This is a genomic window from Campylobacter volucris (assembly GCF_008011665.1).
In the GTDB taxonomy this organism is placed as follows: domain Bacteria; phylum Campylobacterota; class Campylobacteria; order Campylobacterales; family Campylobacteraceae; genus Campylobacter_D; species Campylobacter_D volucris_A.
Window position 1 is genome coordinate 63,351 of sequence record NZ_VOWJ01000028.1, and the last position, 24,116, is coordinate 87,466.

General features: G+C 29.6%; 25 protein-coding genes. 20 read left to right on the plus strand and 5 right to left on the minus strand.

The window, feature by feature from the left end; translation table 11 throughout:
- Positions 1–82 precede the first annotated feature (82 nt).
- From carB to bioD, 5 genes are all read left to right on the plus strand, one after another.
- On the plus strand, positions 83–3,346 hold the full coding sequence (gene carB / locus FPD38_RS05375; RefSeq protein ID WP_147555714.1) for a carbamoyl-phosphate synthase large subunit: 3,264 nt from the start codon (positions 83–85) through the stop codon (positions 3,344–3,346).
- Complete coding sequence (locus FPD38_RS05380) at positions 3,343–3,765, plus strand: Sua5/YciO/YrdC/YwlC family protein (protein WP_147555715.1); 423 nt, start codon at positions 3,343–3,345, stop codon at positions 3,763–3,765. Before carB ends, FPD38_RS05380 begins: the two co-directional genes overlap by 4 nt.
- 152 nt (positions 3,766–3,917) lie before the next feature.
- Positions 3,918–4,247 (plus strand): DMT family transporter, encoded by a 330-nt coding sequence (locus FPD38_RS05385; protein ID WP_147555716.1) that lies wholly within the window; start codon positions 3,918–3,920, stop codon positions 4,245–4,247.
- Positions 4,247–4,561, plus strand: a complete 315-nt coding sequence (locus FPD38_RS05390; protein ID WP_147555717.1) for a DMT family transporter — start codon at positions 4,247–4,249, stop codon at positions 4,559–4,561. The genes FPD38_RS05385 and FPD38_RS05390 overlap by 1 nt, the downstream gene beginning before the upstream one ends.
- 1 nt (position 4,562) lies before the next feature.
- Positions 4,563–5,135, plus strand: a complete 573-nt coding sequence (gene bioD / locus FPD38_RS05395) for a dethiobiotin synthase (protein ID WP_147555718.1) — start codon at positions 4,563–4,565, stop codon at positions 5,133–5,135.
- Here the strand turns inward: bioD and FPD38_RS05400 are convergent.
- The gene (locus tag FPD38_RS05400) at positions 5,109–6,377 is read right to left on the minus strand and encodes an adenosylmethionine--8-amino-7-oxononanoate transaminase (RefSeq protein ID WP_147555719.1); all 1,269 of its coding nucleotides are present in this window, start codon (positions 6,375–6,377) and stop codon (positions 5,109–5,111) included. The two genes, bioD and FPD38_RS05400, sit on opposite strands and share 27 nt — an antisense overlap.
- Positions 6,378–6,506: 129 nt before the next feature.
- Between FPD38_RS05400 and FPD38_RS05405 the strand changes: the two genes are divergently transcribed.
- From FPD38_RS05405 to FPD38_RS05420, 4 genes are read left to right on the plus strand one after another with little or no spacing between them, the layout of a single operon-like run.
- A complete protein-coding gene (locus FPD38_RS05405) occupies positions 6,507–6,803 on the plus strand; it encodes a tetratricopeptide repeat protein (RefSeq protein WP_147555720.1) in 297 nt (98 codons plus the stop codon).
- Entirely contained in the window at positions 6,803–7,927 is a 1,125-nt protein-coding gene (locus tag FPD38_RS05410; RefSeq protein WP_147555721.1) for an aminotransferase class I/II-fold pyridoxal phosphate-dependent enzyme, read from the plus strand. Before FPD38_RS05405 ends, FPD38_RS05410 begins: the two co-directional genes overlap by 1 nt.
- A complete protein-coding gene (locus FPD38_RS05415; protein ID WP_147555722.1) occupies positions 7,924–8,550 on the plus strand; it encodes a pimeloyl-ACP methyl esterase BioG family protein in 627 nt (208 codons plus the stop codon). The genes FPD38_RS05410 and FPD38_RS05415 overlap by 4 nt, the downstream gene beginning before the upstream one ends.
- Entirely contained in the window at positions 8,535–9,233 is a 699-nt protein-coding gene (locus FPD38_RS05420; protein WP_261798302.1) for a methyltransferase domain-containing protein, read from the plus strand. Before FPD38_RS05415 ends, FPD38_RS05420 begins: the two co-directional genes overlap by 16 nt.
- 221 nt (positions 9,234–9,454) lie before the next feature.
- On the opposite strand, the gene FPD38_RS05425 is transcribed toward FPD38_RS05420, so the two are convergent.
- Genes FPD38_RS05425 through surE form a run of 3 tightly spaced genes read right to left on the minus strand, consistent with a single transcriptional unit; the run spans position 9,455 to position 11,264 of the window.
- Positions 9,455–9,781, minus strand: coding sequence for a hypothetical protein (locus FPD38_RS05425; RefSeq protein ID WP_147555723.1), 327 nt, complete (start codon positions 9,779–9,781; stop codon positions 9,455–9,457).
- Between the two features lie 60 nt (positions 9,782–9,841).
- Positions 9,842–10,498 carry a ThiF family adenylyltransferase gene (locus tag FPD38_RS05430; RefSeq protein WP_147555724.1) on the minus strand — a complete coding sequence of 219 codons (657 nt, stop codon included), beginning with the start codon at positions 10,496–10,498 and terminating at the stop codon, positions 9,842–9,844.
- The gene (gene surE / locus FPD38_RS05435; protein ID WP_147555725.1) at positions 10,491–11,264 is read right to left on the minus strand and encodes a 5'/3'-nucleotidase SurE; all 774 of its coding nucleotides are present in this window, start codon (positions 11,262–11,264) and stop codon (positions 10,491–10,493) included. Before surE ends, FPD38_RS05430 begins: the two co-directional genes overlap by 8 nt.
- Positions 11,265–11,363: 99 nt before the next feature.
- Between surE and FPD38_RS05440 the strand changes: the two genes are divergently transcribed.
- The 3 genes from FPD38_RS05440 (at position 11,364) to dcuC (ending at position 14,192) form a co-directional block, all read left to right on the plus strand.
- Positions 11,364–12,113, plus strand: a complete 750-nt coding sequence (locus tag FPD38_RS05440) for a substrate-binding domain-containing protein (RefSeq protein ID WP_147555726.1) — start codon at positions 11,364–11,366, stop codon at positions 12,111–12,113.
- A gap of 72 nt (positions 12,114–12,185) precedes the next feature.
- The gene (pepE, locus tag FPD38_RS05445) at positions 12,186–12,890 is read left to right on the plus strand and encodes a dipeptidase PepE (protein WP_147555727.1); all 705 of its coding nucleotides are present in this window, start codon (positions 12,186–12,188) and stop codon (positions 12,888–12,890) included.
- Between the two features lie 9 nt (positions 12,891–12,899).
- Entirely contained in the window at positions 12,900–14,192 is a 1,293-nt protein-coding gene (dcuC, locus tag FPD38_RS05450; protein WP_147555728.1) for a C4-dicarboxylate transporter DcuC, read from the plus strand.
- Between the two features lie 17 nt (positions 14,193–14,209).
- Here dcuC and pepT read toward each other — a convergent pair whose 3' ends face one another.
- Positions 14,210–15,442 carry a peptidase T gene (gene pepT / locus FPD38_RS05455; RefSeq protein ID WP_147555729.1) on the minus strand — a complete coding sequence of 411 codons (1,233 nt, stop codon included), beginning with the start codon at positions 15,440–15,442 and terminating at the stop codon, positions 14,210–14,212.
- Between the two features lie 100 nt (positions 15,443–15,542).
- On the opposite strand from pepT, the gene FPD38_RS05460 reads away from it, so the two are divergent.
- From FPD38_RS05460 to FPD38_RS05495, 8 genes are all read left to right on the plus strand, one after another.
- Positions 15,543–16,343 carry a cytolethal distending toxin subunit A/C gene (locus FPD38_RS05460; protein WP_147555730.1) on the plus strand — a complete coding sequence of 267 codons (801 nt, stop codon included), beginning with the start codon at positions 15,543–15,545 and terminating at the stop codon, positions 16,341–16,343.
- A gap of 13 nt (positions 16,344–16,356) precedes the next feature.
- Entirely contained in the window at positions 16,357–17,160 is an 804-nt protein-coding gene (locus FPD38_RS05465) for a cytolethal distending toxin subunit B family protein (protein WP_147555731.1), read from the plus strand.
- Between the two features lie 9 nt (positions 17,161–17,169).
- Positions 17,170–17,742 carry an RICIN domain-containing protein gene (locus tag FPD38_RS05470; RefSeq protein ID WP_147555732.1) on the plus strand — a complete coding sequence of 191 codons (573 nt, stop codon included), beginning with the start codon at positions 17,170–17,172 and terminating at the stop codon, positions 17,740–17,742.
- Between the two features lie 170 nt (positions 17,743–17,912).
- Positions 17,913–19,598 (plus strand): carbon starvation CstA family protein, encoded by a 1,686-nt coding sequence (locus FPD38_RS05475; protein ID WP_147555733.1) that lies wholly within the window; start codon positions 17,913–17,915, stop codon positions 19,596–19,598.
- Entirely contained in the window at positions 19,595–19,855 is a 261-nt protein-coding gene (locus FPD38_RS05480; RefSeq protein ID WP_147555734.1) for a cory-CC-star protein, read from the plus strand. The genes FPD38_RS05475 and FPD38_RS05480 overlap by 4 nt, the downstream gene beginning before the upstream one ends.
- A gap of 16 nt (positions 19,856–19,871) precedes the next feature.
- Positions 19,872–20,783, plus strand: coding sequence for an ArsA family ATPase (locus FPD38_RS05485; RefSeq protein WP_147555735.1), 912 nt, complete (start codon positions 19,872–19,874; stop codon positions 20,781–20,783).
- A gap of 146 nt (positions 20,784–20,929) precedes the next feature.
- Positions 20,930–23,392, plus strand: a complete 2,463-nt coding sequence (locus tag FPD38_RS05490; RefSeq protein ID WP_147555736.1) for a DNA methyltransferase — start codon at positions 20,930–20,932, stop codon at positions 23,390–23,392.
- On the plus strand, positions 23,392–24,084 hold the full coding sequence (locus FPD38_RS05495) for a DUF4145 domain-containing protein (protein WP_147555737.1): 693 nt from the start codon (positions 23,392–23,394) through the stop codon (positions 24,082–24,084). Before FPD38_RS05490 ends, FPD38_RS05495 begins: the two co-directional genes overlap by 1 nt.
- Positions 24,085–24,116: the final 32 nt, after the last annotated feature.

Below are 24,116 nucleotides of genomic sequence, written 5' to 3' on the forward strand. Positions count from 1 at the left end.
GGCTAAATTCTTTTTTAATTCAACTTTTATAAAAGCTAATCTTTGTTATAATCAAACTAAAAAATCAGCTTAGGAAAATTTAATGCCAAAAAGAACAGATATAAATAATATATTATTAATAGGCAGTGGTCCTATAATCATAGGTCAAGCATGTGAATTTGATTATTCAGGGACTCAAGCAGCTAAAACCTTAAAAGATCTTGGTTATAGAGTGGTTTTAATCAATTCAAATCCAGCTACTATCATGACAGATCCAGAATTTGCTGATGCAACTTATATAGAACCAATCACAAAAGAAAGCATTTTAAGCATTATAGAAAAAGAAAAAATTGATGCAATTTTGCCTACCATGGGAGGACAAGTTGCTTTAAATGTTGCTATGGAAGTCTATGAAAGTGGGCTTTTGGGTGATGTTAAATTTTTAGGTGCTAATCCACAAGCTATAAAAAAAGGCGAAGATAGACAAATTTTTAGAGAATGTATGAAAAAAATTGGTATGGATTTACCAAAATCTATGTATGCATATAATTATGATGAAGCTTTAAAAGCTGTTGAAACTATAGGTTTTCCTTTGATGATAAGAGCTTCTTTTACCTTAGGTGGTGCAGGAAGTGGCGTAGTCTATAATATGGATGAATTTAAAGAACTTGCAAATGCAGCTTTAGCTCTAAGTCCAATCCATGAAATTTTAATTGAAGAAAGTTTGCTTGGTTGGAAAGAATACGAAATGGAGGTTATTAGAGATAAAAATGACAATTGCATCATTGTTTGTTCTATAGAAAATATCGATCCTATGGGGGTTCATACAGGAGATAGCATAACCATAGCTCCAGCTTTAACTTTAACTGATAAAGAATATCAGGCTATGAGAAATGCATCTTTTGCCATTTTAAGGGAAATTGGTGTGGATACAGGTGGCTCAAATGTCCAATTTGCAGTAAATCCTAGTAATGGTAGAATGATAGTTATAGAAATGAATCCTAGGGTTTCAAGATCTTCAGCTCTAGCAAGTAAAGCCACAGGTTATCCTATCGCAAAAATAGCTACTCTTTTAGCCGTTGGTTTTAGTTTAGATGAGATTAAAAATGATATTACAGGTACTCCAGCATCTTTTGAACCAGTGGTAGATTATATAGTTACTAAGATTCCTCGCTTTACTTTTGAAAAATTTCCATCTGCAAATACAGAACTTGGTACAGCTATGAAAAGTGTGGGTGAAGTGATGGCTATAGGTAGGACTTTTAAAGAAAGCATCCAAAAAGCTTTATGCTCACTTGAGAGAAATTTAAGTGGTTTTGATATCATAAAATGCGATAAGAATGATCTTTTAGCAAATATTAGAAACGCTAACGAAAAACGCTTGCTTTATATAGCTCAAGCTTTTAGAGAAGGCTGTAGCATCGAAGAAATTCATGAGCTTTGCAAAATAGATCCTTGGTTTTTACATCAAATTCAAGAAATTGTCAATTTTGAAGAAAAAATTGATATGGATATTTTAAACGATAAGCATTTGCTAAGAAAAGCTAAGAATTTAGGATTTTCAGATAAAAAAATCGCTTATTTGGTCAATCAAAAAGATAATTTAGAGTTAAGTCAAAATGATATTTATTATGCAAGAATCAAGCATAAAATCATAGCTACATATAGCGAAGTAGATACTTGTGCGGGTGAATTTGAAGCTTTAACGCCTTATTTATACTCAAGTATTAATGTAAATGAAGCTACACAAATTAAAGAAAATAAAGATAAAAAAGAAAAAAAAGTGATGATCATCGGTGGTGGTCCTAATCGCATAGGGCAAGGTATAGAGTTTGATTATGCTTGTGTGCATGCTTCTTTTGCACTTAAAGATATGGGTGTAAAGACTATTATGTATAATTGTAACCCAGAAACTGTTTCAACTGATTATGATACAAGCGATGTTTTGTATTTTGAACCGATTGATTTTGAGCATTTAAGAGCTGTGATTGATAAAGAAAAACCAGATGGAGTGATAGTGCATTTTGGAGGTCAAACTCCACTTAAATTTGCAAAGCGATTAAGTATTTTTGGTGCTAAGATTATAGGTACAAGTGCAAGAGTGATAGATCTAGCTGAAGATAGAAAGAAATTTGCTAAATTTATAGATGATTTAGGGATCAATCAACCTCAAAATGGTACAGCCATAAGTGTGGAAGAAGCTCTTAAAAAAGCAAATGAGATAGGTTATCCTGTGCTTGTTAGGCCAAGCTATGTTTTAGGTGGTCGTGCTATGCGTGTAGTGTATAATGAAGATGAGCTTAGAATTTACATGCAAGAAGCTGTGAATGTTAGTGATAAAAGTCCTGTTTTGATTGATCAGTTTTTGGATGATGCAACTGAGCTTGATGTAGATGCAATTAGTGATGGTAAAGATGTTTATATAGCAGGTATTATGGAGCATATTGAAGAAGCAGGAATTCACTCAGGAGATAGTGCTTGCTCTTTACCTACTTTAAATATCAGCGAATCAATGCTTGATTTAATAGAACAAAAAACTAAAGAAATAGCTTTAAATTTAGGTGTTATAGGGCTTTTAAATATACAATTTGCTATCCATGCAAATAAACTTTATATGATAGAGGTAAATCCAAGAGCAAGTAGAACTGTGCCTTTTGTGAGTAAGGCTACAGGTATTCCTTTGGCTAAAGTTGCTACGCGTGTGATGTGGCAAGGAAATTTAAGAGAAAGTTTAAATTTTTATGACACTTTTAAAGTGGTAGAAGAAAACAATGGCATTTTAAGAGCTAAAAAATCAAAACACATCAGTATAAAAGCTGTGGTTTTTCCTTTTGCAAAACTTAGTGGAAGCGATCTTGAGCTAGGGCCTGAAATGCGTTCAACTGGAGAGGTGATGGGTGTGAGTAAGGATTTTGCCAATTCTTATGCTAAAAGTCAAATTTCTTCTTCGAATTTCTTGCCAGAAAGTGGGAATGTATTTTTATCTTTAAGAGAAAAAGACAAAAAACACGCCGTAAAACTTGCAAATGAGTATATTAAACTAGGATTTAAGATCATAGCTACAAGCGGGACTTATAAAATTTTACAAGAAGCAGGTTTAGAGTGTGAATTTGTGCATAAAATTTCAGAAGGTCGTCCTAATGTGGAGGATAAAATCAAAAATTCACAAATTCATCTAGCTATAAATACAAGTGATGAAAATAGCTTTAAAGATGATACGAAAAAAATAAGAGCAAATATCTTACGCTTTAAAACGCCTTATTTTACAAATTTAAGAGCAGCTTATGCAGGTGCTAAAGCGATTAAAGCTATACAAAATAAAACTTGTCTTGAGATTAAAAGTTTGCAAGAATACTTAAAAGGATGATCTATCTAGCGCAAACTGATACAACAGCAGGATTTTTAAGTAAGGATTTAAAAAGTTTAAATTCACTCAAAAAAAGGAGTTTAAATAAACCTTGCTTAATCACAACAGCTAAATTTAGTGAGCTTCAAAAACTCACAAGAATTCCAAAGCACTTTAAAAATACCATTAGAAAAAGCAAAAAAACTACCTTTATATATCCAAATAAAAAAGCCATTAGAGTAGTCAAAGATCATCCACATGAGCAATTTTTAAAAAAATTTGACTGGCTTTATTCTACTTCTGCAAATAAGCATGGAAAAAAATTCAATCGTATTTGGGCTATGCAAAATTGCGATATAGTAGTAGATGAGGTGTTTTTTGAGATGAGTGCCTCTAAAATTTTTAAATTAAGAGGCACGAAAAAGATTAGATTGCGTTAGTTATTGTATAAGCGTAGTATTTGCTTAAACATAAAATTATTTATTTTTTTACAAAGTTTGTAATTTTAAAATAAATTAAGTTATGAAAATTATGCAAGATTTAAAAATTAAATTTTTTGATATAATTTGCACTTTTGATTTTAAGGATTATAATGAATGTAAATTTTGCTTGGTTTTTAGTGATTTTAGGTGGTGTTGTAGAGTGTTTTTGGGTGAGTGGATTAAAGTATTCTGTGGAATTTTGGCATTATGTTTTAACTGCTATTGGAGTTTGTATATCTTTTACTTGTTTTTTAAAAGCTTGTGAAAGGCTTGAAGTGAGTATAGCTTATAGTGTTTTTGTAGGTATTGGTACGGTTGGAGTGGTGCTAAATGAAATGTTTGTATTTAACGAACCTACTTCAAATTTAAAATTAACTTTGATTGCGATTTTGCTTTTGAGTATCATAGGATTAAAACTCGTTAGCAAGGAAGTTAAATAATGGAATGGTTTTTTTTATTTTTGGCTACCGCTTTTGAAATTTTTGGCGTGATTATAATGAAACAGCTCGTGATTACAAAAAACAAGCTTTATCTTTTAGCCTTGATAGTGTGTTTTGCTTTTTCATTTGGATTTTTAAGTCTTAGTATGCAAAGTATTGCCATGAGTGTGGCTTACTCTATATGGACGGGTGCTGGCACAGCTGGTGGGGTCATAATAGGAGTGGTTTTTTATAAAGAAAATAAAAGTTTTTTAAAATTATTTTTGATCGCACTTATCATTGCTTGCACTATTGGTTTAAAGCTTCTTTCTTAATATGAAAATATATATAAGTGGTATAGACACAGATGTTGGTAAAACTTATCTAAGTGCTAGAATTTGTAAGGAATTTGGCTTTGATTATTTTAAGCTTATCCAAGCAGGTGTGCCAAAAGATAATGATGTGGTGGCTAAGTTTAGTCCAAAAACTAAGATTTTTAAAGAAGGTGTATTTTTAAAAACTCCTGCTTCACCACATAAGGGAAGAGTTTTGGAAAATTTAACTTACAAAGCTTTTGATATAAAAATTCCACAAAGTGATAAACTCATCATAGAGCTAGCCGGTGGGCTTTTTTCGCCAATTGATGATGAAAAAACGATGATTGATTATATGAGTGCGTTTAAGCACCCTACTATTTTAGTCGCAAAAGATTATCTAGGAAGTATAAATCACACTCTTTTAAGCATACAAGCTCTAAAACAAAGAGATATTAAAATCCTTGCTTTAATCTTAAAAACCCAAGATACTTTTAGCAAGGATTTTATAAGCAATTACGCTAAAATTCCCATCATAGAATTTGATGATAAAGTGTGCGAAAAACTTTCAAAACTCCTTAAAAATCTCTCTTAAAGATTGCACTACATAAGCAATTTCCTCTTCATTTATAACATATGGTGGCATGAAGTAAATTGTATTTCCAAGCGGTCTTAGAAGTAAGCCTTTTTCTAAGGCTCTTTGAAAGACTTTAAGTCCTGCTCTTTGGTATTTGCTTTTTTGTATGTCAAATGCACTTACCATGCCTAAATTTCTAAAATTTCCTAAAAAATCAAATTCTTTTAAGCTCTCCCATTGTGTTTTTATAAAAGCACTTTTGATTTTATTTTTTGCGATGATATTTTCATTTTCAAAAATATCCAAAGTCGCATTAGCCGCTGCACAAGCTAGGGCATTACCCGTGTAAGAGTGAGAGTGTAAAAAGGCCTTTTGGCTTTCATAGCTATCATAAAATTTCTCATAAATTTCATCTTTAGTAAGCACCACTGAAAGTGGCAAATACCCACCAGTAATACCCTTAGAAAGACATATATAATCAATGCTTTGTGAGCAATAATCAAGTGCAAACATTTCTCCTGTTCGCCCAAAACCTGTGGCTATCTCATCAAATATCACTTGCACGCCATAATTTTTAGCTAATTTTATAGCTTCATTTAAATACCCAAGCTCATACATATGCATATTTCCCGCACATTGAAGTAAAGGCTCAAGTATAAAAGCACAAATTTCATGATGATGATTTTTTAAAATACTTTCTAAAATTTCAAGCTCTTTTGTATAGTCCTTGCTTGTTGGCACAGGCGTTGTGATACTTTTTAAAAGTAAAGGCTCATAGGTTTTTTTATAAAGTGCTACATCGCCAACGCTTAATGCGCCTAAGGTTTCTCCATGGTAAGAATTGCTAAGTGATAAGAATTTATCTTTTTTAGAGCCATTGTTTAAGTGGTATTGAAAGCTCATTTTTAAAGCCACTTCTATGGCTGAACTACCATTGTCTGCAAAAAAGCATTTATCAAAAGGCAAAAGCTCACAAAGTCTTTGCGAAAGCTTTATGATAGGCTCATGTGAAAAACCCGCAAGCAAGACATGCTCTAAATTTTGAAGCTGATCTTTGATTTTTTCATTGATATACTCATTACAATGACCAAAGATATTCACCCACCAAGAGCTAATGCAGTCTATGTAGGATTTTTCATCAAAATCATACAAATACACTCCCTTAGCCCTTTTTATAGGTATAAGCGGTAAAAACTCATGATCGCTCATTTGCGTGCAAGGATGCCAAATGTGTTTTAAGTCTAGTTTTTTTAAGTCCATCTTTACTTCTTTAATTTTTATCACTAATGATACTACAATTTTTACCCAAATTGACGCTATAAAATGAAAAAGGATTATTTGTAAAATATTTATATAATTAGTTTTTTATCTTAAATTTAAAGGTAAAGTATGAAAAAAGTTTTGATTATCTTAGTGATTTTATTTTTAAATTTTGCATATTCGCAAGAGGATTTATTTGTAAAAGGATTTAAAGCTTATGAGAGTGGTGATTACCCAACAGCTTTAAAATACTTTCAGCAAGCTTGTGATTTAAATAATGGTAGCGGTTGTAATAATCTCGGGATTATGTATGAAAACGGAGATGGTGTTAGAAAGAATCTTTCTAAGGCTTTAGAATATTTTGGCAAGGCTTGCGATTTAAAAAATGATGAAGGCTGTCAAAACTACGCAAGGCTTAAACAATAATGCATATTGCACAAATTTTAAATGCATTAAAACAACAAGATAATTTTAGAATTTTACGCTCGTTAAAGCATTTGGATAAATATGTCATTTATAATGGGCAAAAATTGCTAAATTTAGCGAGTAATGATTATTTAAATTTAAGCAATGAAAAAGCATTAAAGCAAGATTTTTTAACGCATTTAAAAGAATTTGAATTTTCTAGTTCAAGTTCAAGAAGCTTGAGTGGAAATTATGAGATTTTTGATGAATTTGAAAGCTTTTTAGAAGCTAAGTTAGGCAGAAAAATCTTACACTTTAACAATGGCTATGCCCTAAATGTTAGCTGTTTGCAAGCTTTAGCAAGCATTAAAAATACTTTATTTTTAGCAGATAAGCAAGTGCATGCAAGTATCATCGATGGTTTAAGACTTGGTGGGGCTAAATTTATAAGATTTAAGCACAATGATATAAAGCATTTGCAAAGTTTAGTGCAAAAGCATTATAAAGAATTTGAAAATATTATCATCGTAAGTGAAGCGCTATTTAGTATGGATGGAGATTTTGCACCTATAAAAGAATTCATAAATTTAAAAAAAGAATTTAAAAATATCAAAATTTACATTGATGAAGCCCATAGCATAGGGTGTTTTAGTGATGATGGTTTGGGTTATGTGAAATTTTTGGGCTTAGAAAAGGAAGTGGATTTTTTAGTTTTTACCTTTGGTAAAGCTATAGCTTCTATGGGAGCTTGCATGATAAGTAATGAAAAAGATTTTTTTATCAACAAAGCAAGAGCTTTTATATACTCAACTGCTATTGCGCCTATCAATGTAGCTTGGACTTTGCATGTTTTTAAGCATTTGCATGAATTTAATGCTCAAAGAAAAAAGCTTTTAGAGTTAAGCACTTGGTTTAAAAATGCTTTAGCAAGTAAAGGTGCAGTTTTAGGCGAGGCTTATGTGATATCTTTTATTTTAGGGCAAAATGCACTAGCTAGTGAAATTTCAAAAAAGCTTTTAGAAAATGGTATTTTTGTACCTGCTATTAAAGAGCCAACCGTGGCTAAAAATACAGCTAGAATTCGCTTTTCTTTACATGCTGGTTTAGTGAAAAAAGACTTAGAAAAGATTTTGGAGATACTTTGAAAACTCATTTTTTACATGAAAATGCAAATTCATCTGAATTGATTTTATTTTTTTCAGGTTTTTGCTCACATTTTAGCCATTTTACACATTTAAAAAGTGATGTAAATGTTTTAATGGTGTATGATTATACGAGTTTTGATTGGGAATTTGATCTTCATAAATTTGAAAAAATTACTCTTGTTGGCTTTTCTATGGGGGTTTGTGTGGCAAGTAAAATTTTAAAAGATATAAATTTTTATAAAAAAATAGCCATAAATGGCACAAATTTACCTATAGATGATGAATTTGGAATTAAAAAAGCCATTTTTAAACTTACGATGAAAAGATTTGATTTAGAAAATTTCAAACGAAATATATTTGAAGAAAAATTAAATTTAAGTGAAAATTTTTTCTTTAATGATAAGCTTTATTTGAAAAATGAGTTAAATTTTTTGTATGATTTTTGCACCAAGGATTTAAATGAAAATTTTATTTGGGATAAGGCTTTTTTGAGTAAAAATGATAGAATTTTTCCTTTTGCAAATAGTTTGAAATTTTTTAAAGGAAAAACTTGTATTTTAAATGCTCCGCATTTTGTATTTTTTGATTTTAATACTTGGGAAGAGCTTTGCGAACTTTCTTAAAAGCCAAAAATACTTATAGTGCAAATACTCCTGTACAAAAATTTATGGCTAAAGAGCTTTGTAAAATGCTTATAGAGTATGAATGTAGCTATTTTAATGAAGTCTTTGAATTTGGTTGTGGGGTGGGAGTTTTTAGCCAAATTTTGCAAGAAAATATACAATTTAAAAAATATTTTTTAAATGATTATTTTTATTTTGAAAATCCTTGTAAATACAATGAATTTGGTGTTTTTGATATGAATGAACTTAAAAGTCATCATTTTTATAATAAAAAATTTGATCTTATTGCTTCAAATGCTTGTATGCAGTGGCTAAATATCGATAATGCTTTGGATAATCTTGCAAATATGCTAAATAAAAATGGAATTTTACTTTTTTCTACCTTTGGAGAAAAAAATTTCACTCAAATTAAGCAAAGCACAAATTTATCACTAGATTATTTTAATTTAGAGCAAATTTGCCAAAAACTTTCAAAAAAATTTAAAATTATAAAAGCAAATGAAGATTTAATAAATCTAAAATTTGATCATACTTTAGAGCTTTTTAGGCATTTGAAATTAAGCGGGGTGAATGCTTTGAGTGATAAATTTTTTATAAGCAAGGTATTTTTAAAAAACTATGAAAAAGAATTTCAAAACACCTTGACTTATCATCCTTTATTTTTTATGTGTCAAAAAAATTAATTTTTTTTCATATTTGCTTGGATAATAATAAATTTTTATCTTTTAAATCTTGGTTTATTTTTATAATTTTTTCAGCAATATTTTTTACATCATTGTATCGGATATTTTTTCCGAAAGTAACCTCTATTATCGTAATGGGAATATATTTTTTATTTGAAATAACTCTGTATTCTTTTTCATATTCCCAGCATTTATGTTTGGTAGATAATATCGTATTTAAATCATTTTTTACCTCTATAAGGGTTATTGTATATTTGTTCTTTATTATTTTCTTTTTTGTATGTCACTTTCTTTGCCGTATCATTTGTAAGTAAAAATTTGATTTTTATTCCTTTAGATCCGTTTGCATAATGAGCCCACATAAGCTTTTCATAATCTTTGAGTTGAGTAGAACTAAAAGAGCAAATATGTTTTGTTTCTTTGAGATTTTTTATATCTTCAAGTTCGCTTTTAGAAATTCCTTTGTGATAAAATAAACCTTCTTCTATGTCGTTAAGCTTTTCAAAACTAGGTGCGTAAAGACAATTTTTTGTAAAAATTTCCTCCACTTTTTTGGTAAGATATATTGACCTTTGTATTCTTGCAAAGCTCTGAATTTATAAAATTCTTTAGGCATTTTTTTTCTCAATCACTTTCCTTAAAGCTAAAGAAGCTAAAGCAAGTCCAAAAGAGGCTGTCACACCCATAAATGAGCCAAGATCTTTACAATGAGCTTCTTCATCTGAAAATACTACATCAAAATTTCCTTTAAAGCCTGATTTTCTAAGCTCATAACGGAATTTTTTTGCTAATGCATCTCCGTAAGTTTTAAATATACTTGTGGTTTTTATGCGAGTTGGATCAAGTTTTCTTGCTCCGCCTGTTGATGAGATAAAAATTTGTTTTTTAAAGTCTATTTTATTCACCAAAGCAACTTTAGCAGGTATATCATCGATTGCATCTATGATAAGATCAAAATTTTTTAAATCAAAAGTTTTTAAAAACTCATCATCTATTTTGCTTACTATGCCTTTTGCATTATAAATTTTTTCAAAGACTTTAGCTTTTTCTTCGTCTATATTTTCGCTATGAAGTTGGCGGTTTTGATTTGTTGTTTCAAATTTGTCAGCATCTATTAGTGTCAAATCTTTAAAGCCACTTCTAAAAAGCGTATCAACACAAATTCCACCAACTCCACCAAGTCCGCAAACTAAAACTTTGGTATTTTGGATTTTTTTAAAATTTTCTTCATTTATAAGCCATTTTATACGAGTGTATCTATCCATTTTTTATCCATCTTTTGAGATTTTTCATTTGTTTATAAGCTGTTAAATCAAGCATTATAGGTGTTATGGTAGCATAACCTTGTTTTAAAAGTGCAATGTCTGATTTTTTTTCATCTTCATGATCAAGATTAGCAGCAGCTAACCAATAATACTCAACACCTCTTGGGTTGATATTAGAGTGAGCTTCATAGCTATAAATTCTTTTACCTGCTTTGCAAATTTTTACACCTTTGAAGTTAGTTTTTGAAGATGGAAAATTGATATTTAAAAATTCTTTTTTGTCTAAAGGAAACCCTTTTTTTAAAATTTTTTTTACGATTTTTTTGGTTATATTAAGAGCGAGTTTGAAATTTAATTCTTTTTGATCATCTTGATAAAATTGTGATAAAGCAATAGCAGGAATGCCATGCAATACCGCTTCCATAGCACCTGCACAAGTTCCTGAATAAGTGATATCTTCTCCTACATTTGCACCTTTGTTTATACCACTGATGATAAGATCTGGAAGGTGGTTTTTATATAAAGCATGTAAAGCTAAATACACACAATCTGCTGGTGTGCCATCTTCAAGCTTGTAAAATCTTTTTTTTACTTTTTGAAATCGTAAAGGTTTTGTTAGAGTTATAGAATGCGAACAAGCTGATTTTTCATTTGCTGGAGCAACTATGGTAATTTCAGCCTTAAAATGTTTTTTGAGCATTTTGGCTAGTTTTATCAAGCCTTTACTTTCATATCCATCATCATTAGTTAGTAAAATTCTTTTCATATTTTTCCTAATTTTTTGTGAAATTATATCTATATTTTTAATTATTTATTTGCAAATATTTTTTATTATTATTTTATATTTTATTTTTAAGGAAGATAAATGAAAAAAATATTAAGTTTATTTGGTATTTGTGCTATTTTTGCGAGTATGTCTTTTGCTGATATAAATATGTATGGTCCTGGTGGCCCACATTTTGCATTAAAAGAAGTTGCTAAAGTATATGAAGATAAAACTGGTATTAAGATAAATGTAAATTTCGGTCCACAAGCTACTTGGTTTGAAAAGGCTAAAAAAGATGCTGATATTTTATTTGGTGCTTCTGATCAATCAGCCTTAGCAATAACTACTGATTTTGATAGTTTTGATCCTAAAAAAATTCAGCCATTGTATTTTAGAGAAGCTGTGATACTAACTCAAAAAGGCAATCCTTTAAAAATTAAAGGTTTAAAAGATCTTGCTAATAAAAATGTAAAGGTGGTTGTTCCTGAAGGTGCTGGTAAAAGCAATACTTCTGGTACAGGTGTTTGGGAAGATATGATAGGTAGAACTAAAAATATCGACACAATAAAAAAATTTAGAAACAATATAGTAGCTTTTGCTCCAAATAGCGGTGGTGCTAAAAAATTATTTTTAGAGCAAAAAGCTGATGCTTGGATTACTTGGAGTGATTGGGTTAAGGCAAATCCTGATTTTGGTGATGCAGTTAGTATAGAAAAAGATTTAGTGGTGTATAGAACTATCAATGTGGTTGCAAAAAATAATTCCGATAAACAAACACAAGATTTTATAAAATTTTTACAAACAGATGATGCGTATAAAATTTTTAAAAAATATGGCTATAGCAAATAATATAAAATAATTTTTTATATAAAAAGCAATTTTTGTATAATACCTTGTTATAAAAATTATAAAAGGTATTATATGTTAAAACTTCTACTTTTTAGTGCTTCTGGCTATAAAGATAGCCCGTATTTAAGCCATACTATCGAATTTATAGATACATTTTTAAAAGAAAATACAGCGATTGATGAAGATATACTTTTTATACCTTATGCAGGTGTTAGAAGAAGCTATGATGCTTATGAAGCTAAGGTAAAAGATGGTTTAAAGAAAGACAATATAAAGTCTTTGCACCATTTTAGTGATAAAAAAGAAGCTATTTTAAATGCTAAGGTTTTTTTAGTGGGTGGTGGAAATAGCTTTATGTTATTATCTAAACTTTATGAGTATGATTTACTAGAAGTGTTAAAAGAGCGTATTATAAACGGAGCTTGTTATATAGGTTGGAGTGCAGGGTCTAACATAGCAGGAAAAAGTATAATGACTACCAATGATATGCCTATAATTATGCCAAAAAGTTTTGATAGTTTAGGCGTTTTCAAACATCAAATCAACCCACATTTTATAAGCGGTAAAATTTCTGGACATAATGGAGAAAGTAGAGAAGAACGCTTGGAAGAATTTTTAATCACTAATCCTAAAGATATAGTATATGCCATTCCTGAAGGTTCTGCTTTAAAAATACAAGGGGATATTTTAAAAATCGTAGGTCATCATGATATTTTAAAAATACAATATCCTTTTGAGATTGAATACTTAAAAATCAATTGTGAATATAAAATTTAAAGGAAATAAATGCAAACTTTATATCTTTTAATTGCTATTTTAGGTGTTATTGCTGTGGTGTATTTGCTGATAAAAAAAGTAGAAACTAAAACAGCATTAATTGGAGTGGGATTTATCTTGTGTTTGCTCTCTTTAAAACCTATAGAAGCTTTGAGTGCTTTTACTCATGCTATGGTTCAACCTGCTTTGATTAAAGCAATTTGTGCAAGTATGGGTTTTGCTTTTGTGATGAAGGTGACAAAATGCGATAAACATTTGGTAAAGCTTTTAACAGCACCTTTAAAAAATGTAGGATTTTTCTTAATCCCACTTGCTTTTATGGTAACTTTTTTTATTGCCATTGCTATACCTTCGGCTGCTGGGTGTTCGGCTGCTGTGGGAGCTACTTTGATACCGCTTTTAATGGCTTCAGGTGTAAGACCTGCTATGGCAGCTGCTACTGTTCTTTGTGGAACTATAGGTGGTATTTTGAGTCCTGGGGTTTCACATACAGCTTTGATTTCTGAAATTTCTGGTAAAAATATACAAGAAATAATCTTAGTACAAACTCCAAATGCTCTAACCGCAGGAGTTATAGTGATGATTTCTTTGATGATTATGGCTTTGATTTTTAAAGATTATCAAAAAGGTAAAGTATTTGAAGTAACAAATCAAAATGTAAAAGAAGAAAGTATAGAAAAAGTCAATATTTTATACGCTTTAATGCCTTTGGTGCCTTTAGCGATTTTGATAATAGGTGCAAGTCCTTTGCATACGCATGAATTTTTATTTTGGACTTCTAAAATAGGCGTAGCCGAAGCTATGCTTTTAGGATCGATTGTAGCTGTGGTTATAACTTGGAGTAAGCCTGATACAATTTCAAAAGAATTTTTTAATGGCATGGGAAAATCTTATGCTGAAATTATTGGTATTATTATAGCAGCGAGTGTTTTTGTGGCTGGTCTTAAAGCGTGTGGTGTGGTAGATATGATTATAGAATGGCTAAAAAATGAGCAACATTATGTGCGTTTTGGTGGAACTTTTATACCATTTTTAATGGCTATGATCACAGGAAGCGGAGATGCTGCTGCTATGGCTTTTAATAAAGCGGTGACAATCTATGCTCAAGATCTTGGGTTTGATCAAGTTAAACTTGGTACAGCTGTAGCGATGTCTGCTGTGCTTGGAAGATATGTTTCTCCTATTTTAGGAGCTTGCATTATCGTTTCAGCTATTGCTGGAGTTAGTCCTTTAGAGATTGTCAAAAGAACAGCTTTAGGATGTGTGATTTCAGTTGTGGTAATTGCGTTTGTATTATTATAAGTTTAAGCTTTTCAAGCTTAAACTTCTTTAGCTGCTAGTATGATAATTTCTTGTATAACTTTACTAGCAGCTTTTAAAGAATTTACTGGCAAATATTCATAAATAGAGTGAAAATTATGCGCTCCTGTAAAAATATTTGGACAAGGTAAGCCTTTTTCAGATAATACTGCTCCATCATATCCACCACGCATAGGAATGATTTTAGTTTTTATGTTTAAATTTTCATAAGCTTGTAATGCAAGTTTTATAGGTAAAGAATCCGTGCTTTTTAAGGAATTAAATACATTTTTATATCTATTGCTTAATTTTATATTTATTCTTTCTTCTCCATAAAGAGTTTTAAAACCATCGCATAAATTTTGTAAAAATTGCATTCTTTGAGTGTATTTTTCATCATCAAATTCTCTAACATCTATTTTTAATATAGTTTTAGCACTATTTCCTTTTAAATCTTTTACCCAAAAATACCCTTCTTTATTTTCTGTATATTCTGGAGCTTCACCATTTGGAAGCAATGATATAAATTTATGAGCTAGTATTAAAGAATTTATTAGTTTTCCTTTAGCACTCATAGGATGGGCTGATTTACCTATAAATTCGACTTCGCAATCACCTGCATTCCAATTTTCATATATAAACTCACCTATTTCACAACAATCTAAACAATATCCAAAATCAGCATCTATCTCTTTTACATCAAAAGCTTTAGCACCTCTTAAACCTTGTTCTTCATCTGGTAAAAAGCAAGCATAAATATCGCCATGTTTAATATCAGGATTTTTTACAAAAAATTCTAACATATCCATTATAGCTGCAATTGCGGCTTTATCATCAGCTCCTAGTAAGCTTGTGCCATCTGTGTGGATAATATCACCATTTATATAATTTTTAAGTTCTTTAAATTCATCTTCTTTTAGATATAAATTTAAATCTTTGTTTAGACAAATATCTCCGCCTTTATAATGTGTAATTTGAGCTTTGGTATCATTTGTTTGCTCCATACTTGTATCTAAATGTGCAAAAAAAGCTATTTTGGGAGCATTTGGAGTATTTGCTGGTAAAAGAGCTGTTGTGATGGTATTTTCTCTTCTTTTTATGTCCTTTAAGCCTAATTCTTGTAGTTCTTTTTCAAGTAATTTTGCAAGATCTGTTTGGTTTGGGCTTGATGGCATTATGCCTTTGGCTCCATTTTCTCTACTTGTGGTAGTGTTTATTTTTGTGTAGTTTATAAATCTTTCAACTATATCCATATTTTTCCTTTAATTTTTGTTTAACATAATGATATTTAACTTTGTTTTATATTTTTATAAAATATAATATTATTCTTAAGTAACAATAAGGAGAAAATGAATGAAAAGAATATATCTTTTTATGATTTTTGTAATATTAGGTATAGGAGTTATGGGTTGTTCTTCAAAAGATCTTAATCCTTTAGGTAGGTCTTTTGGTAAATTTAATGATAGCGATCCTTTAAAAATAGGTGATACTCCTACTCCACCTGCTGAACAAAAAATTCCATCTTTGGTTGATGGGAATAAATTAGTTCCAAAAACTCCACTGCAACCTCCTATTATTAATTCTAATTCTTTTAAGGGAGATAATGCCCAAAAAGGGCCTTTACCAAGATTTGAATCACAAAATAAATTTAGTAGCAATTCTGTGTTTGAAAATAGAGGTTTTGCTAGTGATTTTGTAACCATAATGAATCCAAATGGTGCTGCTTTAACGGTATGGGCTTTGGCTTCTGGTAATTGGATATGGGGTTATAGTTTATTTGCAAGCAAACCTTTTGGAGATGCAAGAGTGTGGCAACTCATTGAATTTCCTAATGATATGGTTATGATTAAAAATGCAAAAACTAACACTTGCCTAAATGCTTATGGTAAAGGTATAGTTCATTATCCTTGCGATCAAAGCAATCATGCTCAATTTTGGAGGCTTTTTCCAATGAGTAATGGTGCCTATCAAATTCAAAATTTTGCAACACAAAAATGCATTCAAACTCCAATTAGCAATGTAATGAAAGATTTTAATTTTAGTTATTTTAATATTTATTTAACAGATTGTTTAAAAAGGGGAGAAAAGAATTTAGATAGACAATGGTATATAACAGCACCAACTTTTACAGCAGAGACGCCTTATATAAGATAAAGAGAGGAAAATAATGAAAAAAATATTTTTTTTAGTAATTTTTATAAATTTTCTTTTTGGAGCTTTGGAAAATTATAATATGGGAACTTGGAATTTACAAGGTTCTTCGGCTTCTACTGAAAGCAAATGGAATATTAGTATAAGACAATTAGTTACAGGTGATAATCCTATGGATGTTTTGGCTGTTCAAGAGGCAGGAACTTTGCCAAGTACAGCTACTATGACTTCAAGACAAGTTCAGCCTGTAGGAGTGGGGATTCCTATACATGAATATACTTGGAATTTAGGCTCGTCAAGTCGTCCTAATTTGGTTTATATATATTATTCAAGAGTTGATGTTGGGGCAAATAGAGTCAATATGGCTATAGTTAGTCGTGTTATGGCTGATGAGGTTATAGTTATACCATCACCTACTGTGGCTTCTCGTCCTATTATAGGCATACGCATTGGTAATGATGCATTTTTTAGTATCCATGCTTTAGCAAGAGGTGGAAATGATGCTGGTGCTATAGTAACCGCTGTAGATATGCATTTTAGAAATATGCCCAATGTTAATTGGATTATTATGGGAGATTTTAATAGAACCCCTGGACTTTTATCTCCTTTATTAGATTCAGGATTAAGATCAAGGGTTAATTTTGTTATACCACCTTCTTTTACTCAAGCTAGTGGAAATACTCTTGATTATGCAGTAACAGGAAATTCAGATACTTCTAGGCTTTATAATCCACCAGCTATTCTTGCAGTTTTGGCTTTAGCTGGGCTTAGAACATTTTTAGCATCAGATCATTTTCCTGTTAATTTTAGAAGATTTTAAGGGTTAGTTATGAAAAAAATTTTTATTTTATTTTTTATTTTTTTGAATTTAGTTAAAGCTATTGAACAACCTGGAGATTTGTCTGATTTTACACCTATGTTTTCCATAAGATCTCTAGAAACAGGAATTTCTCTAAGTCCTTTTAGAGAAACTTCTAAAAAATTAGAAGATCAAAATTGGATTTTAAAGGAAATTCAACTTAGTGATGAGTTAAAAAGAAAAGACAAATATGCACAAAAATTACCTTTTGGATATGTTCAATTTGTAAATCCCAGTGATAATGACTTGTGTTTGGCTATTTTAGAGAGTGGTTTTTTTGGCGGTAAATCTTGTCAAGGAGATTTAAAAGATGGCAAACTAGAAACAGTTTTTTCTATTATGCCTACAACTGGTCCTGCTGTTCAAATTCGTTCTTTGGTGTTAGGCGGAGGAGAGTGTATAGTTACTTTCTTTAATCCCAATGTTCCCATAGAAAATCGTTTTGGGATACAAACTTGCACATTAGATTCAGCATTATTTTTAGATCTTAATGAGTTGATGTTCTTTACACCTGCTATAGTAGAGGCTGTGCCTTTATATTAAAACGTAAGGGTTAGATATTTATCAAAACCCTTATTTAGATAAATCCTTAAAAATACATAAAACAATAAACTTGTTTCAAAAATTAGCAATATTTTCTGTATTTTTTTATTAAAAATTACTTGTATAACAACTAATGCTATAATCTAAGTAATTTTATATAAGGAAACCATATGAGTGCTAGTATTTTATTGATTATTGGTATAGTTGTGTTTGTGTTTGGTTATTTTGTTTATTCTAAATTTGTAGCTAAATATATTTTGCAACTAGATGATAAAAATATCACTCCTGCTCATGAATTTAAAGATGAAATTGATTATGTCCCTGCAAATAAATTTGTATTATGGGGTCATCATTTTACTGCAGTTGCTGGAGCTGCACCTATAGTTGGTCCTGCTATAGCAGTTCAATGGGGCTGGTTGCCAGCATTTTTATGGGTCGTTTTAGGAACGGTGTTTTTTGCTGGAATTCATGATATGTCAGCTTTATGGGCTAGTGTTAAAAATCAAGGAAAATCCATAGGTAATGTTTGCCAAAAAGTTATAGGAATGAAAATTGGGCAATTGTTTATGGTGGTAATATTTTTAGTTCTTTTGATGGTAAATGCTGCATTTGGTGTTATCATAGCAAAAGAATCGGTAGAGTATCCAACTACTATTATACCTGCTTGGGGAGCTATTTTAATAGCCTTATTAATGGGTCAAGCTATATATAGATTTAAAATGAATTTAGCTTTAGTTACCATAGTATCTGTGGTTTTATTATATATTTTAGTGCCAATTGGTGTTGCTTATCCTGTAAATTTACCTGAAAACATAGCAGGACTTGATTCTTTAAGACAATGGGTTGTGATTTTGTTTGTATATGCTGGAATTGCTTCTATTTTACCTGTTTGGATGCTATTGCAGCCTAGAGATTATGTAAATGGTGTTCAGCTTGTCATAGGATTGATACTTTTATATGGCTCTATTATCATAGTAAATCCTGTCGTTTTAGCGCCCGATATCATTCCTGCTATAAAAGCTGGGGATTATAGTTTAATTATACCTGTTTTATTTATAACCATAGCTTGTGGTGCTATAAGTGGTTTTCATGGTATAGTAGCAAGTGGAACCACTTCTAAACAAATCAATAAAGAAAGCGATGTAAGATTTGTTGGGTATTTAGGATCTGTTGGAGAGGGAAGTTTAGCTTTAGGAACAATTATAGCTTGTGTGGCTGGAGTTGGGCTTTTAAATGCTAATGCTGGATTAAATCCTGATACATGGACAAGCCTTTTCAAGCCCGGTGCGGGTAATTTTGCTTCTGGCGGTGGAGCTATAGTATCAAATGCTACTGGGCTTTCTTTTGAAGCAGCTTCTACTTTATTTTCGCTAATGCTTATTTTGTTTGCAGCTACAACTATGGATGCTGGTATAAGACTTCAAAGATATATCATTCAAGAATGGGGAGAAATTTATAAAATTCCTTTTTTAAGAAAAAATGTCATTGCGACTATTTTGGCTGTGGGTATATCTTTTATAATGGCGATGAATGGTATAGGAGAAGGCGGTAAAAATGAAGTTGCAATTTGGCCTTTATTTGGTGCGACAAATCAAATACTAGCTTCGCTAACTTTACTAACTATAGCAGTTATTTTGATTAAAAATAAAAAAATAGGTGGATCTTTAGTCGTTTTAGTGCCTTTAGTGTTTATATTGATCATGGCATTTTGGGGTGCTTCGATAAAGGTTCTTGAATTTTATAATCAAGGCAATTGGTTATTGTTGGTAATTGATATTTTAGTTTTAGTTGTTACTATAATGGTGGTTTTATCAGCATTATCAACGATAAGTAAAACTTTAAGTGAAAATAAATGAAAGTATTTTATAGCTTTTCTAAAAAATTAGAAGAATTTTATTTTTCTAAATATGGAAAAGCTATAAAAAAAGAGCAAGAAGAAATTGATGATTTTTTTATGATCATCACTTTTTCAGAGCTTATGGGTATAGAAAATCCTTTTATGCTACAAACTTTAGAGCTTATGCCTACTTTGGCACCAAAATTCCATAAATGGCACACAAAGATGGGCTTAAAACATAGCATTTTTGATAATTTTCCTTGTTCTTGTTGTTAAATTAAGGTATTTTTGGATGATTTTTCCAAGAGTGATTTTTGTAGGCGGTAAAGGCGGTGTGGGCAAAAGCACTATGTCTAGTTCTATAGCAAAGATGTTATCTTTAGATGGTAAAAAAGTGTTATTAATCTCAACCGATCCTGCACATAATCTAAAAGATATTTTTGATATAGAAAAAAATAATCAATTCAATACAAATTTACAAATACTAGAGTTAAATCCACAAAAAGAAGCAAAAGAATATGTGGAAAATGTAAGTAAAGCAACTAAAGAGCTTATAAACCCTAATTCTTATGAAATGCTTGATAATTACTACAAAATAGTCAAAGAAAGTGCCATTGCTCAAGAAAGTGCTATGTTTGATAAACTTATAAAAATTATAAGTGAGGATACAAATTTTGATCATATCATCATAGATACAGCTCCAACAGGCCATACTTTAAGATTATTTAAAATGCCAAAAAATTTAAAAATTTGGAGTGAGCTTTTATTAAAACAAAGAGAAAAAAATTCAAATTTGCAAAACATCATCGGTAATATAGAAGGTAAAGATATCTTAAAGGATAATCTTGAAAATAGATATTTAAGGTATTCTAAATTTTTAAATATATTAAAAAATAACAATCAATGTGCTATTTTACTAGTTTTAAATTTAGAAAAACTGCCTATTAATGAGACTTTAAGAGCTATCAAAGAATTGCAAATAGAAAATATCACTCCTTTTGCGATAATCATAAATAAAATTCCACCCAATAGTAATGATGAATTTTTTAAAAATAGATTTGAGATAAGTTTGCAAAATTTAAAGCTTGCAAAGAAACTTTTTAAAGATTTTAGTATATTAGAAATTCCTTTGCACAATAAAGACATTTCTAGTGAAGTTGATTTAGAATTTATAATTAAGCATTTAAAATCTTTTATCGTTTAAGCTTTACAAATTAACTAAATTTTCTTACAACGATAAATATATTTATAATTTTATTATGTTTTGTTAAAATATATGTTTTATTTAGGGATTTAAATGATTTTTGAAAATGAAACATAATTAATATCTACTTTAAGGAAGAGCAAAATATGGATTATAAAAAAGCATTTTATTCAAAATTAGAAGATTGTTATTTGGGTTCTAAAATTAAACATTCGCAAAATCAAGCTAAAAATGGTTTTACAAATTTACTCGTTATAAAAGAAAAATATTTTCAAAAAATTAAAGACTATTTAGACACACAAAAGCTTTATACAGATACTTATAATAAACTTTATAATTTTTTTAGCACTTATTTAAACGAAACAGGAACACCGTTTTTTTACGATACGCCTATGTATAAAAATATCTATGCAAGGGTATATTCAAATTCAAAAGACACAAGTCTTTTTTATAAAACACAAAATTTATACTATGTAAAATCAGATACTATTTATAATCCTTTAAACTTACAAAGTGAAGATAAAAAATATACTTTAAATTTTCTTACTGATGAGTATGAGCAAAATGCTGATAATAATAAAAGTAAAATCAATTTTTATTTACAAAATATACAAGATGATAATATAAACATAAAAGTAATAAATTCTAAAAATTATGATGGCACAAATGTATTTAAACAAAACTCAAGTGAATTTAGTGATGTTTTTTTAAAAACTTTAAAAAATGCACAAATAAACATAAAAGAAGAAGAATTGCAAAAGCTTTTTAAAACTTATAAAAAACAAAATGAAGTAGATTTTTTCATACATAAAAATGCGAAAGAATTTTTAAAAGAACAATTTGATTTGTGGTTGTTTTCTTATGTGAATGATAGCATTACTGATTGGACTAAAGAAAAAATAGATGAGATCAACACTCTAAAACAAATCGCTTTTGCTATCATCGACTTGATAGCTGACTTTGAAAACGAGTTAAAAGCTATATGGCTAAAGCCAAAATTTGCTAAAAATGCTCACTATGTATTTAGTTTAGACACTATAAAATCGCATTCAAATAACGCTGATGAAATTTTAAACTCCATATATAAAGATGTAAATTTTAATGAGCAAATCACAGAATGGAAAGAATTAAATTTCATAAATGATGAGTTTGATATAAATGCTATAAATGATGAAAAATACAAATTCTTACCACTTGATACAAAGTATTTAAGTGAGGAAAATTATTATAAACTTTTGCAAAGTTTTGAAAATTTAGATGAAATTTTAAACGGAGAGCTTGTAAAAGCAGATAATTTTCAAGCGCTAAATTCTTTAATGCCAAAATATCAAGGCAAAATAGATTTAATTTACATAGATCCGCCATTTAACACAGGAAGTGACTTTGACTACAAAGATCAATTTCAAGATAGTACTTGGCTTTCTTTGATGCATAATCGCTTAGAACTAGCAAAAGAATTTTTAAGTGATAAAGGAAGTTTTTATTTGCATTTGGATGAAAATGCTGATTATTTTGGGAAAATTTTATTAAATGAATTTTTTGGGGAAATGGAGTGTAAAAAAATCACATTTGATACAAATGCTACTAAAGACGGAGAAGCTGATTTGTTTGGATATAAAAGCTTTGGAAATAATTTTGTTTTAAAAAGCTCAACTATTCTTTTTTTGAAAAAAACAAATAGTATTTTTAATAAATTATGGAAGCCAAATAGAAACACTTCATTATTAAATTTGGGACAGCTTGATCTAATAGGAGTTTCTACAATTGCAACACCTAAAAAAATAACAGACTATGAGTATTATATTCAAAAATGGAAAAATGATAAACTATATTACGAAAAGATTGATATCAAAGATGAAAAAATATATCCATTAGGTGATATTTGGAATGATTTGTATTCTTTTACTCAATCTGAAATGAGAGTTAGTGAAAATATATCTTTTTATAGCTCACAAAAACCGGAAAATATGCTAAGAAGAATAATACAGTCCAGTTCCGATGAAAATAGTGTTGTAATGGACTTTTTTGTAGGTAGTGGAACTACCTCAGCAGTATCTCATAAATTAAATAGAAAATATATCGGTATAGAAATGGGTGAGCATTTTTATGAAAGGTATTTGACATTTAATAAGGATGCTAATAAATATGAGTATAGATTGGGTTTACTTGGAAGAATGAAGAATGTTATAGCCGGTGATATTGAATTTTGTGCCATAGATAAAAAAAGAAGATCATCTTTTTCAAAAATGATAAATTTTAAAGGCGGCGGCGCTTTTAGATATTATGAACTTGAAAGTTATGAAGAAAGTTTAGAAAATTGTGAGTATAAACTTGATGAAAATTCATTCATAGATTATAGAAAATCACGCAAACTCATAAAAGCACTCAAAAAAGGTGAAAATATATGCTTTGATATGAAAGCTTATGATAAAGAATTTGATATATTTTTAACGATGTCAAATCTTTTAGGACTTAAAATCAAAAATATTTTTATAGATGAAAATGGTATAAAATCTTGTAAATTTGAAAACGATGAGATTGTAAATTTAGAAAATATAGACTTAATTAAATATCCAAAACTAAAAAATTTAATTTGGTGGGAAAAGTGATGAATAATTCATATGAAAAACCTGAGATAAATAAAGACGCTTTTACTTGTCCATTTTGTGGAGTTTATGCGAAAATGGATTTTGTAAATTTTTCAGCATCAGCTTCAAAAATTGACGATGGAATCGGTAAAATAAAATATATATATTCTATAAGCTCAGATTTAGAATTTGAAAAAATTGAAAGCATAATTGACTTTTATAGTAGAGTAGTTCCTATTTTAAGTATTTGTCATAAATGTAGTAAAACTGCTATTTGGGTAGATGAAAAAATGATTTATCCAAAACCTAGATTAGCACCTATGCCTAATGAAGATTTAGATGAAGATTTAAAATTAGATTATGAAGAAGCATCTAATATAGTTCAAGATTCCCCAAGAAGTGCTTGTGCTTTATTGCGTTTAGTTTTACAAAAATTACTTATTGGTTTAGGTGAAGATAAAAATATAAATAATGCGATTAAAAATTTGATAGATAAAAAAGAAATAGATGAAAAACTACAAAAAGCATTAGATTCTGTGAGAGTTATCGGAAATAATGCTATTCATCCAAATGAGTTAGATTTAAGAGATGATGTAGATACAGCATTGTCTATGTTTCGTATTATAAATTATATAGCAGATAGAATGATAAGCTCTAAAAAAGAAATAGATGAAATTTATAGTATATTACCTGAAAATGCAAAAAGATATTAATGCAAAAAACATCATTCTCTACACCATTTGCA